The organism is Psychrobacter sp. WY6 (genome assembly GCF_018448495.1).
Taxonomy (GTDB): Bacteria; Pseudomonadota; Gammaproteobacteria; order Pseudomonadales; family Moraxellaceae; genus Psychrobacter.
The window spans coordinates 2,999,759-3,013,292 of the sequence record NZ_CP049902.1; the positions used below are offsets into that span (position 1 = coordinate 2,999,759).

The window sequence follows — 13,534 nt, forward strand, 5'->3', positions numbered from 1 at the left end:
TTTAAGTAACACTTTTAACTCTTAAGAATCAGAGGCTGTTTTATAATGATGCGGTAAGGTAAATATCTTGTCAAAACCCAAGGTAAAGATAAAGGTATAAACCAAGAAAAATAGCAGTAACGCCGCCTCCATCATAAAAGCTTTGATTAAGCCAACATCATACCAAATCATATAAAGTGGTAAGCAAATCAATACCAAGCCGCCTTCAAATCCTAAAGCATGCGCACTGCGAATGAGTAAGGTACGCTTTGCCACCTGCTTGCGACGTTCCCACGCTTCAAAAGCTGTATTATATAAGAAGTTCCAAATCACTGCTGCCAATGACACCATCACAGCAACTGGTAAGGATTCTGCCGCGTCGCTACCGCTCAGCTTCATCAATACGAAAGTAGAAGAAATGATAGCGATAAGCTCGAAAATAGTCACATAGACGATACGACGTTTGAGTGGGGATAAAGTAATCAACCAAGACTCCAAAGCACTTAAGCGTAAACAAAAAGTGCCTATCAAAGTATCGGTCCGTCCCGAGATAGAAAAGATAGATTCAGTACAGAGCCACGGTTTCCGCCTGCTGCTATATTATACCTAATATAACCGGGAAAATCAGTTAGTGCTTATGTCAAAATCAGACATCAAAAATCGCTTATTTTGCTGGTTGACCCCATTGATTTGTTTCATGCTTAGTGTCGCTTGCAAGAAATATAATCAATAAAATACCTAATAATGGAATAAGTGATATTAAAATCCACCATCCTGAGCGATTGGTATCGTGCAATCTACGTATAGTAACCGCTAAGTTTGGTATGAACAAACCGAGTGCAACTAGTATATAAAACAACCCTACGCCTGTATCAAAGATGATCGTATCTAGGATCTAGGATCATAGCAATAATCATTAACCCTGTTTGTATAAGCAAGAAATACCAGTACTCTTTACGGCGAGCGCGCCCAGAGAAATTGGTATAATTTCTCAAGCCTTTTTTGAACCAGTCGATGATGCCATAGTTTGCTTCAGCGCTATGATTATTAGCCATTACAGAGTTGTTCAAAGGTGGCGGCGTCGCTTTATCAAGCATACTTCTACTTTCTATCGGATTTGTCATTTTTAGTCTCTAAAGGTGAAAGTCGCTGATTAAGATTAATGAGCAGCTTGCATTATAATTACTCAATAAAAGTTTGCAAAGACTTATTGATATTTTTGAACTTTTATCCTTAACAAAAAACCTCGCATCATAAGACACGAGGTTCGTTTTAAATAATCTAAATTTTCAAACCAAAATTAGGTCAACTGAGCAACGTTAATTTTGTCGGCTTCTTCAGTATAAGAATCCATACGATCGAAGTTCATGTACTGATACACTTCCTCGCCCATGCTATCAAGCATACCAGCGTACTGCTGATATTCTTCGTTGGTTGGCAATTTACCAAGTACCGCTGCTACGGCTGCAAGCTCTGCAGAAGCTAGGTATACGTTAGCGCCTTGACCCAAACGATTCGGGAAGTTACGAGTTGACGTCGATACCGCCGTAGACTTCGGTGCGATACGTGCTTGGTTACCCATACATAGTGAACAACCTGGCATCTCAGTACGAGCGCCGGCTTGAGCGTAGATGTTGTAGTAACCTTCTTCCATCAACTGACGCGCATCCATCTTAGTAGGTGGCGCAATCCATAGACGAGTCTTGAGGCTTCCTGCTGGTACGTCTTGTAGTAGCTTACCCGCAGCACGGAAATGACCGATGTTGGTCATACATGAACCAATGAACACTTCATCAATGGTATCGCCAGCGACATCAGCCAATGTTTTTGCATCGTCTGGATCGTTCGGGCAGCAAAGGATAGGCTCTTTGATGGTGCTCATATCGATAGTCATATCGATGGCGTATTCTGCATCAGCATCAGCACGTAATAGGCTTGGGTTCGCTAGCCATTCTTGCATCTGCTCGATACGACGGCTGATAGTACGTGCATCGCCATAGCCTTCTGAGATCATCCACTTAAGTAACGTGATGTTTGAGTTTAAATACTCAGTCACCGATGCTTCAGACAAAGTGATGGTACAACCAGCAGCACTACGCTCAGCTGAGGCATCAGATAACTCAAACGCTTGCTCAGCGGTTAAGTCTTCTAGACCTTCGATCTCTAAGATACGACCATTAAACTCGTTGATTTTGCCTTTCTTATCAACGGTCAATAGACCTTCTTTGATCGCTTGATAAGGAATCGCATGAACCAAGTCACGCAACGTGATTCCAGCCTGACGTTCGCCAACGAAGCGTACACGGACAGATTCAGGCATATCAAGTGGCATCACACCAGTTGCTGCTGCGAATGCTACTAGACCAGAACCTGCTGGGAATGAGATACCCATTGGGAAACGAGTATGCGAGTCACCACCAGTACCAACGGTATCTGGAAGTAGCATACGGTTCAACCAGCTATGAATGATACCATCGCCTGGACGTAAGCTTACGCCGCCACGGTTCATAAAGTCAGGTAGTGTGTGCTGAGTCTCAACGTCAACTGGCTTTGGATAAGCGGCAGTGTGACAAATGACTGCATTACTAAGTCTGCTTGGAAACCTAGGCAAGCCAAATTTTAGCTCATCACGAGTATCGGACCAGTCGTATCCTGCGATCCTACAGTCGTCATTTTAGGCTCACAGTACATGCCCGGACGTACGCCTTCTAGACCACAAGCTTTGCCGACCATTTTTTGCGCTAGGGTAAAGCCTTTACCCGTATCAACTGGCTCTTCTGGCTTAGCAAAGATATCTGAATGTCCAAGACCCATGTATGCGCGGGCACGATTGGTCAAACCACGACCAACGATCAATGGAATACGACCGCCAGCACGAACTTCATCAAGCAATGTTGGTGAGTTCAATTTGAACGTAGACAACACTTCATCAGAATCATGCTTAGTGATTTTGCCTTCATACGGATAGATGTCAAACACATCACCCATGTTTAGGTTATCAACGGCTACTTTTTCGATTGGTAATGCGCCAGAATCTTCCATAGTATTAAAGAAGATAGGAGCAATATTGTTACCTAATACGAGACCGCCGCCACGTTTGTTTGGCACGTTAGGGATATCATCGCCCATGAGCCACAATACTGAGTTGGTTGCAGACTTACGGCTAGAGCCAGTACCTACCACGTCACCAACATAAGCGAGTGGATGGCCTTTTTCTTTTAACGCTTCGATTTGCTTCATTGGACCGACAACGCCCTCTTCGTCAGCAGTAATGCCATCGCGAGAGTTTTTGTGCATAGCCAATGAATGCAATGGGATATCAGGACGGCTCCATGCATCTTGCGCAGGCGACAAGTCATCGGTGTTGGTTTCGCCAGTCACTTTAAACGTCGTGTAAGTCGTCTTTGCTGGTACAGCATCACGGTTCAAGAACCATTCAGCGTCAGCCCAAGATTGAACCACTTCTTTAGCGATAGCATTGCCTGCTTCTGCTTTTTCAGTCACGTCATTGAACGCGTCAAAACACCAGTAACGTCTTTTTCAACGCTTCAGCATCTTGTGCCACTTCCGCGTCATCCAGTGCCGCAACCAATGGTTGAACGTTGTAGCCACCTTGCATCGTGCCTAGATTTGAACGCTTTTTGCTTGCTAATAAGTGGTGAAGAGGTTTCACCCTTAAGGATCGCTGCTAAAAACGCCGCTTTAACGTATGCCGCTTGTCACGCCAGCAGGGAATACGGTTTTCTAGCAGTCGTTCATCAAGAACGCATCTTCGCCTGCTGTGGATTCTTTAGTATTCAACCACTCTGCTACTTGTTTTTCATTCAGTGGTAGCGGAACCGTTCCTAGCTCAGCACGTTCTTCGACATGTTTACGATAAGCTTAACACACAATAGTCGTCCTCGTCGTTGGGAAGATTAGTACATTACGTGGGTAGTCAGCATGACCGCCTGCGTCTAATACTAGGATGGAATAATTATTGGTGCATCATAGCTTAAAACGCCCTAAATGTTAATGGCTCAGCCTTTAAAAGGCTCATAAAGCGGTTATAAAGGGCTCATATTGAACATTTATTATATAAATAGTACCATCAACAATATGATTGAGTACCCTTGCAAATCGAATACAGCTTGTCATTTTAGTCAAGCACCGCTCGATTTATGATTAAATAAACACCTGTGCCTGCTAGACGCTTTGTAGGATATTTTATAAAATGTCATCTTGATACGATAGCTTAGAGAAATCACTTAGAAAAATAGCGCTTGAAAAAACAGCTTTTATTAGCCATATACTAAATGAATAAATATTAAGGATGATGATATGGATAGTAGTGCAATGGAAAACAAAAATAGGGAAAACAGCGATATGGAAAACAGTATATAAAAAGTAACGCTAACTATCAAAACGGTCTCAAAGTTCGCACCGAGGTCATGGGAGCAGAGCACGTCAAACGCTCACTTGACAGCACGACTGGATTTACCCAACCGTTACAAGACTGGATTATTGAACACGCTTGGGGCAGCACATGGCAAGATGACTCAGTATTACCACGCAAATACCGCTCATTAATCACTATTGCTTTTTTAATTGCGCAAAAAAGCCCCACTGAGCTAAAAGGGCACATTCGAGGTGCAATCAATAATGGCGCACTGTCGCTGAGATTCGAGAAGTATTATGCACAGCTTGCCTTATTGCGGTGCACCCGCTACCCAAGAAGCGTTTCGTGCTGCCATAGATATCCTGAATGAGTTGGATATTGATATAGATTTTAAAACTATGGTAATCAACCAATCGTAGTAGTCTTAAATCAGTAACCTTAAAAAGGTCAGTTAAACACAGATTGATTAAAAATCGACCTCTAAATTTCTGTTATAATACCTCCACTCAGAAAACATGCTAATAATTCCATAAACCCTTACACTATAAAGGGTTAAGAGATAATTTATTATGACAACTGCCGTACAACACATGTGCCTGCTGCTAGGGTCAAACCTAAAAAAGCCATTCAAGGCGAAAAACTACGTGGCTACGATAAAGTTGCACGTATCCCAATTAAATGATTCCGACCATCGAGGCAAAGAAAAGCCAGATTGGATTCGGGTTAAAATGTCCTCACCTGCTGAAGTGGCGCGTATCAAAGCTACCCTTGCGTGAGCAGAAGCTCTATACTGTCTGCGAGGAAGCGGCCTGCCCTAACCTGCCGCAGTGCTTCGCTGATGGTACGGCTACTTTTATGATTATGGGTGATATCTGTACCCGTCGCTGTCCATTCTGTGACGTCGGTCATGGTCGTCCAAATGAGCTAGATGCAGATGAGCCGCGCCATACTGCCGAGACCATTTTAGGCTTGCAGCTTAAATATGCAGTAATCACCTCTGTGGATCGTGACGATCTAAAAGATGGCGGTGCTGCGCACTTCGTAGAAGTACTCAATGAATCTCGCGCACTTAGCCCAAATTGCCTCATTGAAATATTGGTGCCAGATTTCCGTGGTCGTATGGAAGTGGCTTTAGACCTACTGACAGAAACACCACCAGATGTCTTTAACCACAATATCGAAACCGTGCCACGCCTGTATAAAGCTTTCCGTCCAGGTTCTGACTATCAGCATTCGTTAGATTTGCTCAAGCTCTATAAAGAGCGTCGCCCTGATATTGCCACCAAGTGCGGTTTTATGGTTGGCCTTGGTGAGACTGAAGAAGAGATTTATGCTCTGCTTGATGACCTAAAAGCGCACAATGTGGATATGATTACGGTTGGTCAGTACCTGCAACCTAGTAAGAATCATGCGCCCGTTGATCGCTATGTGCATCCAGATGAGTTCCAACGTTATATGGATTATGGCAAAAAGATTGGCTTCTTTAATATTTGGGCAGGCCCGATGGTACGCTCAAGCTATTTTGCCGATCGTCAATATTACGGTGAAGACTGCCCTGCACCAATTCGTAGTAAAAAAGCCTTGGCAGCAGAAGGCAAACTTGGTTGTTAAGTGTCAGGGTTTAATGAGCTAATACTTAAAAATTAAGTTAAGCATGTAAAAAGGGTGAATAACATAAACTGTTATTCACCCTTTTTTATGACTTTAACGAATTATTAAAACCTTCAACCGAAACGTCTTAAATGGTTAAAGTGGGCGTTGGCTCGCCACTGTTTCTAGTATTAAGGATGGCGATAGCAATAACGATCACGCCACCCACTAGACCAGTCGTTATTCCAGGATAGATAATAGCAAAGCTCCGATTGCCAAAATAACGCGTGTTACTGGGCTCATATCGCTTTTAAAATAACCCTCTAATGCTGCACTAAGTGCGAGAACACCCGTAATTGATGTCAATACTACCGTGATAATATCGATAATAGGTGGTAGCGGGAAGTCCTTAGCAGTTACCGCAAGCCCAGTAGGATCAATCATTAACATCGCTGGACTATAGATAAACATAAACGGCACGATAAATCCGGCGAGTGCCAGTTTGAGCGATAAGAACCCTGTCTTCATCGGATCGCCACCAGATATGCCCGCACCAGCAAAGGCGGCTAGACACACAGGCGGTGTAATATTGGCAAAAATACCAAAGTAGAAAACAAACATGTGCGCTGATAAAATTGGGATATCAAAGCCAGCTAAGGCGGGTGCTGCCATCGTTGCCGTAATAATATAGGCAGGAATAGACGGTAGTCCCATGCCCAATACCATCGAGGCAAGCATGGTCAAAATGAGCGTGAAAAATAATGACCCTGCACCAAGTGTGACAATTGATGAGGTCATCACCGTTCCAAAGCTGGTTAGACTCACGACTCCGATGATAATACCGACGACTGCACAAGCTGCCATGACCGCGAGCGACTGGCGTGCGCCATCTTCTAATGCACCCAAAATGTCAGAGAAACCCATCCTGGTCTCTTTTCGCAGCATACTAACTACGACAGTAAAACCAATGGTATAAGCCGCTGCATATCCGACGGGCACATTTCTGATTAATAAGAAAATCAAAAATACAATCGGTAGCAGCATATGACCGCGGGCTTTTAACACTTCTTTCACGGCTGGCAAGCTTTCTTTAGCGATACCTTTTAGATCACGACGACCAGCGCGAAAATGTACCTGCGCAATGACGCCCAGATAATACAATATCGCTGGCAATAAGGCCGCCAACGCAATTGTGCTATACGGCAAGCCTGTTGTCTCCGCCATGATAAAGGCACTCGCGCCCATAATTGGCGGTAATATTTGCCCGCCAACAGAGGCACTTGCCTCAACGGCACCCGCAAAATCTTTGTGGTAACCAACCTTTTTCATGAGTGGAATGGTAAAGGCACCAGTACTGACCACGTTTGACAAAGCAGAGCCATTAATACTACCCATAAAGCCACTAGAAATCACTGCTACTTTTGCCGGACCACCTTTTTTGTGACCCGCGATTGCCAATGCCAAATCATTAAACAGCTGTCCCATCCCTGAGCGCGCTAAGAATGCACCAAAAAGAATGAATAAGAAGATAAAAGTGACCGATGCACCAATCGCAACAGAATATAAACCTTCCGTTTTTAAGAATAATTGACCAAAAATATCACCCATGTCATAAGGACGCGTCAGCAGCCTATCGGGCATAAAGTCCAAATGGCTGACAAACGGATACGCCAAAAATATCCCTGCCAATATCGGTAAAATCCAACCTGTGATACGGCGACTGCCTTCTAATACGCAGACTACCGTAATCAGCGAAAATATCACATCCATCTGATTGGCCATACCGCCACGTGAGGTCACGATATCTTGATACTCATATATGAGATAAGCCATACCAGACAATGACAGGGCAAACCATATCCAGTCATACCATGCCACGCGCTGACGGCTGCTTTTTTTACTTGCGGGGAAAATTAAGAAAATTAAGGCAAAACCAATGCCCACGTGTACAGAGCGCTGTAGCAGCGCTGGCATGGGATTAAAGGTGATATATAAATGAAACAGTGAATATAAAATGCAAAGTCCAGCGATAAAATACTTCACTGGCCCTTGAGTGATGTGCCTTGTGATGGATTCTCTATCATACTTTTCTAATATGGCTTTATTGTGGGCTTGCGCCTCAAGTTCAGCGTCGACATGAGTATCAGCATCCGTGTTGGAATGTATAGGCAAGTCGTTCTTGATATGGTTATCTGACATCGTTGTCACATTATTGTGATCCATCACTTGGGAGTTCATGACACAAGTCCTTGTTAAATCTATCAATGAAACCATACGTTTTCGGCATGATCGTTACTTCAGAATAGTCTGGCACCCAGCGATGAATGAGCATCTGGTAATTACCATAGTCAATCTCACCTTTGGTAAGCCGTGAGACCACCCAATTGAGCTTAGGCAATTTCTCATTGATTTGATAACCCAGATAGCCAGGTTTTTGTATGGGAGCAAGTGCTTCGGTTGAGGGTGTACCCGCCCCAAAAGCTTCAAAATAAGTGGTGGTCAGCAGCAATTCAGCGTCTTCTGTACTGCTGCTGTCTATACGTTGGTATTGCTCTTCCCCCATTGTTTTTCTACAGAGTGTATCCAGCGCAATTGAAAATTTGGCTCGACAAAGTAGCAAACCTTGTCGTTAGCACCGTCAACGCCTGCAACACGCACTTCCACCACAGGCTGACGAACAAAGAGATGCCATAGCGTAAAAAAAACCAGCGCGGCAATGCCTGCCACGCCAATCAATAACCCTAAACGCTTATTTAGCTGCTTGCTCATCATAGTACTTTTTAGCGCCAGGATGGATAGGTGCGACCATACCTTCACGAGCGGTTGCTAAGCTAATATCATTAGCCGCTTGGTGCGCTGTTTTTAGACCGTCTAAATTGTCAAATAACGCTTTGGTCAGCTTGTAACCATCTGCTTCAGACAACTCAGAGCTAACCAATAGAGCATTCATGATTGCTGCGGTTGGAATCGCGGCGTCATTGCCATAAGTGCCAGCAGGAATCTCAAAGGTCTTAAAGTAAGGCTTAGTCGCAATGATTTCTTGTAGCTTGTCTTGATTGATGGTGATCAACTGTAAGTCTAAGCCCTGCTCTAGCTCCATCAATGAAGAGTTTGGCAGACCACTACTAAAGAAAGCCGCTTCAATTTTACCCGCTTTCATACCGTCCGCTGCTTCCGAAAGCCTAAATAATCAACGGTAACGTCATCATATGTGATACCAAACCCTTCTAATAGCGTCCGAGCATTTACTTCTGTGCCAGAGCCTTGATCGCCCACAGCGATGCGCTTACCACGTAAGTCTTCAATATTTTTGATGCCAGATTTTTTGGTGGTGACAATTTGCACCACATTAGGGTACAAGACTGCAATCTGTTGGATGTTGGTTATTGGCTTATCAAAGTTGTTTTTGCCTTCGACCGCGTCGGTGACTACATCACTAAGCGCCAATACCATATCGACTTTACCTTGGGTCAATAGATTGACATTTTCGACTGAAGCCCCAGTAGTTTGTGTTTTGAGTTGACCCCAAAGGTTTTGACATAGACTTCTGATAATGAAGTGCCGATGATGTTATAAGGGCCAGATGCTCCGCCAGTGGCGATGGTCAGAAACTTGGTATCCAGCTTGTCGGCGGCAGTGTCAGTAGCAGCGCTATCTGTTGCCGTACTGTCTGTACTTTCTGAACTTGGTGATGAGCATGCTGTCAGACCTAAAGTGGCGCTTAACATTGCTGATAAAAGTAACGGAGATTTTAGAGAGTTGAGCATTGAATTCATCCTTGAAATAATCGAGTTAATACACTTAACGGCATCAATATATCAATAGTGATGCGTTACAGACCTGTAATAATATAGCAATTCTTGCTATAAATAAACTGCCATCCAGATTCCCTCTACACTCACACTTTATATGCGAAGCTATTTAAGTAAAGGCGCAGCAGTTCTTGTAATGAATCAATAGCCAAATATAGTTTTTCTATGCGGAACAATGTTTCATAATATAATTCATTTAACCAAAGTCTGTGTTTATTGTAAACCTTTATAATCATCTAAATATAAACGAGACTATTTGTTATTTGACAAAAAAATACTGATATAAAATGACTAGATGGTAGCTCTTAATGCACTTTTACCATACTGTAGGATTGATTATATTTTATATATAAACCCTAAGCCGTTATCTTGTAAGGCAGCTCACTTAAAGTAGATCCCGTCTAAATTTATAAATTCGTCACCACATATCTTGGCAACGTTATCTGTTACTCTAAAAATAGGGAAAACCTTTATGACAATATCTAGTGTAGAAAAGTCAGCGGCAGTATCAGCATTAGTATCTGCCGATATCGCCATCATTGGCGGTAGTGGTCTTTATCAGATGCAAGATTTAACCAATAAACGTAGTGTCAGCATATCGACGCCTTACGGCAAACCCTCTGATGATATTGTCTTAGGTGAATTAAATGGCGTAAAGGTCGCTTTTCTAACTCGTCATGGTCAAGGTCACAAACTCACCCCTTCCGAAGTGCCTTATCGCGCCAATATTTATGCCCTCAAAACTTTGGGCGTACGTTACGTCATTTCGGTATCGGCAGTGGGCTCATTAAGAGAAGCGCTTAAACCCTTAGATATGGTCATTCCCGATCAAATGATTGATATGACTAAGCATCGAAAAAGTAGTTTTTTTGGGGAAGGAGCAGTGGCACACGTCGCGATGGCTGATCCTTTATGTCCTAAAGTCGCGGATATTCTAACGCGTGCTTATACTCAGGCGCAGATAGCTGAAGGTCAATGTCATGCAAAAGCCACGTATGTCTGTATCGAAGGGCCGCAGTTTTCCACTCGTGCAGAGTCAAACTGGTATCGGCAGATGCAAGCGGACATCATCGGCATGACCAATATGCCAGAGGCCAAGCTTGCACGTGAAGCGAGTATGGCTTACGCAACACTCGCATTAGTGACAGATTTTGATTGTTGGCATCCGAATGAGGAAGCCGTTAGTGCCGATTATGCTATTCAGAATTTGATGAAAAACGCCGATAATGCGCAGCACGTTATTAAACAAGCGGTCGACCTACTAGCAGCAGAACAGCCTGACTCTATTGCCCATACAGCTTTAGCTCAAGCGTTAGTAACGCCAGTAGAAGCGATGAGCGATGAGACCAAGACCAGACTTTTAGTATTATTGCCTTAGCAGTATGCATTTATGGTCAACAAAAAAGCCATCAAACTATAATCAACCCAATAGGGTCTACACAATAGTTTGATGGCTTTTTAACACCTAAAAATCTCAAATGATAAGACGTTATCAATTCTTAGTTCTCAATAAACTTGCAATCACCAAGCCAACATTCAGGTAAATACGGTAAATCTTCAGGCTCATCGATATCAGGCAAAGGCGCTAACAACGCTACAGACCAGCTCAATTCTGCCAAGCGCTGTTGAGTGACCTTTGCTACGCTCGCTGTACTCCATTCGATAGTGCTAAATAAACGAGCAGCAACTTGCTTAAAACCAAACAGCACATAACCACCATCAAAAGCCGGAATCATCACGCTATCTTGTGTTTCTAACTGTTGGGCAGCCTGTCGAATACGAATAGTTGTGAGACTAGGACAGTCCGTACCGATTAATAAAACCTGTTCAAAGCGTTTCGTTTCGAGAGGGTGTAACGCACGCTGACTGGCGGTTAACATACGCAAACCCAAATCACCATCTGCTTGTGCTGACCATTGCAGCGAGTCAGGCAAATTAAGCGCTTGCCAGCATGGATCAGTTGGCGCAGGACTGACGCATAACTCCACGGCAAAGCCAGTAGCTAAGGCCTGCTCTATACTATGCAATAGCAGTCTACGTGCCATTTGCGCGGCACCTTCAATGCCAAGCGCGGGTTGCAAGCGCGTTTTTGCCATGTCCTGTGCGGGGAACTTGGCGAAAAGGATAATACAAGTTTGTGGTTTTTGATTCATGGTAAGAGTTTATGCTTTTATTTATAATAACGAGCTTTGATATTATCGGCCGATACACCGCGCCAATAATCAAATCGTAGGTGCCACATCAAAATAATCGTCCGCCAATTGCCGTGCTGTTGCCAACGTCTTGCCGAAGTAATGACTTGGCTTTTCAGACAAGCAGGTTTAGCAATATTTTTAACTGCTTACCTTTTAGCTGTTTGCAAAGCTCGACATCTTCCATCAACGCTTGGTTAGGATAGCCACCGATTTGCTCAAATAAAGACTGGCTAATAAAAATAGCTTGGTCGCCTGTCGCGATTCCGCTCAACCGTGAGCTAATTATCATTTGACTGACCAATCGCAGTATCAGTTGACGACTGGCTATTTGCACATTAAAACGTCCCCACTCTGCCCGTTTCATCGCCTCAGAAACACTCTCTATAGCATCCATTGGCAATTGCGTATCGGCATGCAAAAAAAGTAATACCTCACCAGTTGCTAACGCTGCACCTGTATTCATTTGCAGCGCGCGCCCTGCTTTAGACTCAGTCATTTGCCAATCAATTTTACGATCATTATCAGGCATTAACTCATTAATAAAACTTCGGATCATGGCAATAGAATCATCGTTTGAGCCACCATCAACCTTACTTGCTGCGGTTTTGGATTTAACCTATTGATATTATCAAACAATAGAGGCAAATTATCTGCTTCATTGAGTACTGGAATAATTATCGAAATCTTAGCCATTACAATTAGCAGCGCTCACTTTTATTTTTTATTACCATTATTTCTTATTAAGGTTCCAATTATAATTGGTATAGCCAATCTTCGTTTTACCCGCTTTTAGATCAGTGGTTTGCGACTTATTAAGCCCTAAAGACGAGCTGTAACGAGCCAAAAACCCTTCTAGATTATTCGTACCGCGCCAGTTGGTTTCAAAGTCTTCTTTATACCATTTAAAAATTGGCGATACCTCAAGCGTACCTCCTTTAAGACGATTACGACTGCTATCGCCTAAGAATTTACTTGTTACTTGTTCTAATTGCTTATCCAATTTACTGCCTGTAAAAGCATCATCTGACAAGGCTGGACAGCCAATACTCGCACAGTTTACGGCAAAATGAATACGTGGTTCGTTATAGCGTTTTGAGCCACGGATTAGATTGTGCTCGATGTCATCAAGTGAACGCTTTTTGCCTAATAGCGTGACAAAATCTTGTTTCCATGGCCAGCCAAAGAGGCCACCGATATCTTTAATTGATTTGATGTTAGGATACTTGGTCAACACGAGCTCTACGGTGCCAGCATTATAGACGTTGATCAAAAATGCCAATTGCTCGTCTTTATTCCAGCCGTTAAATTCCGACTGGCTAACTTTACTAGTCGCCGCCATATAGCTGTCAAGCTTGCTCTTATCCGCTTTCATACCATTATAATTAACGACAGACGCTTTACCACTATTAGTCATGGTAACGTTTTTATTCAGTAAGCTATCCCAAGTGCTATGATTAAAATCCGCATAACTTGCCATACTGGTTAACAGGATAGAAGTGGTCACTGCCGTTTTGATCAATAAACCACTACTTAAAAAAAGTCTTGTACTATTAAATCTTTGGCTATTAAATACTGACATG

Annotated in this window: 9 protein-coding genes and 5 pseudogenes; 3 read left to right on the top strand and 11 right to left on the bottom strand. The window is 43.2% G+C overall.

Annotation, left to right across the window (positions count from 1 at the left end):
* Positions 1 to 21: 21 nt before the first annotated feature.
* The 4 genes and pseudogenes from G7Y90_RS14975 to acnB all read right to left on the bottom strand — a co-directional run.
* A complete protein-coding gene (locus tag G7Y90_RS14975; protein WP_238048655.1) occupies positions 22 to 465 on the bottom strand; it encodes a PACE efflux transporter in 444 nt (147 codons plus the stop codon).
* 178 nt (positions 466 to 643) lie between these two features.
* On the bottom strand, positions 644 to 838 hold the full coding sequence (locus G7Y90_RS18110; RefSeq protein WP_349773366.1) for a DUF805 domain-containing protein: 195 nt from the start codon (positions 836 to 838) through the stop codon (positions 644 to 646).
* 13 nt (positions 839 to 851) lie between these two features.
* Positions 852 to 1,103 (bottom strand): DUF805 domain-containing protein, encoded by a 252-nt coding sequence (locus G7Y90_RS18115; protein WP_284143752.1) that lies wholly within the window; start codon positions 1,101 to 1,103, stop codon positions 852 to 854.
* Between the two features lie 176 nt (positions 1,104 to 1,279).
* Positions 1,280 to 3,861 (bottom strand): annotated as a pseudogene (acnB, locus tag G7Y90_RS18120) (bifunctional aconitate hydratase 2/2-methylisocitrate dehydratase); the annotation flags it as partial.
* A gap of 548 nt (positions 3,862 to 4,409) precedes the next feature.
* On the opposite strand from acnB, the pseudogene G7Y90_RS15000 reads away from it, so the two are divergent.
* A pseudogene (locus G7Y90_RS15000) lies at positions 4,410 to 4,776 on the top strand (carboxymuconolactone decarboxylase family protein).
* Positions 4,777 to 4,949: 173 nt separating this feature from the next.
* A pseudogene (gene lipA, locus G7Y90_RS15005) lies at positions 4,950 to 5,968 on the top strand (lipoyl synthase).
* Positions 5,969 to 6,095: 127 nt separating this feature from the next.
* Here the strand turns inward: lipA and G7Y90_RS15010 are convergent.
* The 4 genes and pseudogenes from G7Y90_RS15010 to G7Y90_RS15025 all read right to left on the bottom strand — a co-directional run bounded on the left by G7Y90_RS15010 (position 6,096) and on the right by G7Y90_RS15025 (position 9,714).
* A pseudogene (locus G7Y90_RS15010) lies at positions 6,096 to 8,146 on the bottom strand (TRAP transporter permease).
* Between the two features lie 10 nt (positions 8,147 to 8,156).
* Positions 8,157 to 8,510: a DUF1850 domain-containing protein gene (locus G7Y90_RS15015; RefSeq protein WP_250162784.1), complete on the bottom strand. Its 354-nt coding sequence runs from the start codon at positions 8,508 to 8,510 to the stop codon at positions 8,157 to 8,159.
* On the bottom strand, positions 8,483 to 8,716 hold the full coding sequence (locus G7Y90_RS15020) for a hypothetical protein (RefSeq protein ID WP_250162785.1): 234 nt from the start codon (positions 8,714 to 8,716) through the stop codon (positions 8,483 to 8,485). Before G7Y90_RS15020 ends, G7Y90_RS15015 begins: the two co-directional genes overlap by 28 nt.
* Positions 8,697 to 9,714, bottom strand: a pseudogene (locus G7Y90_RS15025) (TAXI family TRAP transporter solute-binding subunit). The gene G7Y90_RS15020 and the pseudogene G7Y90_RS15025 overlap by 20 nt, the downstream one beginning before the upstream one ends.
* A 517-nt stretch (positions 9,715 to 10,231) precedes the next feature.
* Between G7Y90_RS15025 and mtnP the strand changes: the two are divergent.
* Positions 10,232 to 11,137 carry an S-methyl-5'-thioadenosine phosphorylase gene (gene mtnP / locus G7Y90_RS15030; protein WP_250162786.1) on the top strand — a complete coding sequence of 302 codons (906 nt, stop codon included), beginning with the start codon at positions 10,232 to 10,234 and terminating at the stop codon, positions 11,135 to 11,137.
* 121 nt (positions 11,138 to 11,258) lie between these two features.
* Here mtnP and G7Y90_RS15035 read toward each other — a convergent pair whose 3' ends face one another.
* The 3 genes from G7Y90_RS15035 to G7Y90_RS15045 all read right to left on the bottom strand — a co-directional run bounded on the left by G7Y90_RS15035 (position 11,259) and on the right by G7Y90_RS15045 (position 13,533).
* Positions 11,259 to 11,912: a TIGR04282 family arsenosugar biosynthesis glycosyltransferase gene (locus tag G7Y90_RS15035; protein ID WP_250162787.1), complete on the bottom strand. Its 654-nt coding sequence runs from the start codon at positions 11,910 to 11,912 to the stop codon at positions 11,259 to 11,261.
* Between the two features lie 154 nt (positions 11,913 to 12,066).
* Positions 12,067 to 12,483, bottom strand: a complete 417-nt coding sequence (locus tag G7Y90_RS15040; RefSeq protein WP_250162788.1) for a glycosyltransferase — start codon at positions 12,481 to 12,483, stop codon at positions 12,067 to 12,069.
* Positions 12,484 to 12,684: 201 nt separating this feature from the next.
* The gene (locus tag G7Y90_RS15045; protein ID WP_250162789.1) at positions 12,685 to 13,533 is read right to left on the bottom strand and encodes a DUF547 domain-containing protein; all 849 of its coding nucleotides are present in this window, start codon (positions 13,531 to 13,533) and stop codon (positions 12,685 to 12,687) included.
* Between the last annotated feature and the right edge of the window lies 1 nt (position 13,534).

Excerpts from the sequence above, each read along its gene's own strand:
- G7Y90_RS18115 (WP_284143752.1), bottom strand. The coding sequence starts at position 1,103 with ATGACAAATCCGATAGAAAGTAGAAGTATGCTTGATAAAGCGACGCCG.
- G7Y90_RS15015 (WP_250162784.1), bottom strand. The coding sequence starts at position 8,510 with ATGGGGGAAGAGCAATACCAACGTATAGACAGCAGCAGTACAGAAGAC.
- G7Y90_RS15020 (WP_250162785.1), bottom strand. The coding sequence starts at position 8,716 with ATGAGCAAGCAGCTAAATAAGCGTTTAGGGTTATTGATTGGCGTGGCA.
- mtnP (WP_250162786.1), top strand. The coding sequence starts at position 10,232 with ATGACAATATCTAGTGTAGAAAAGTCAGCGGCAGTATCAGCATTAGTA.
- G7Y90_RS15035 (WP_250162787.1), bottom strand. The coding sequence starts at position 11,912 with ATGAATCAAAAACCACAAACTTGTATTATCCTTTTCGCCAAGTTCCCC.
- G7Y90_RS15040 (WP_250162788.1), bottom strand. The coding sequence starts at position 12,483 with ATGCCTGATAATGATCGTAAAATTGATTGGCAAATGACTGAGTCTAAA.
- G7Y90_RS15045 (WP_250162789.1), bottom strand. The coding sequence starts at position 13,533 with ATGTCAGTATTTAATAGCCAAAGATTTAATAGTACAAGACTTTTTTTA.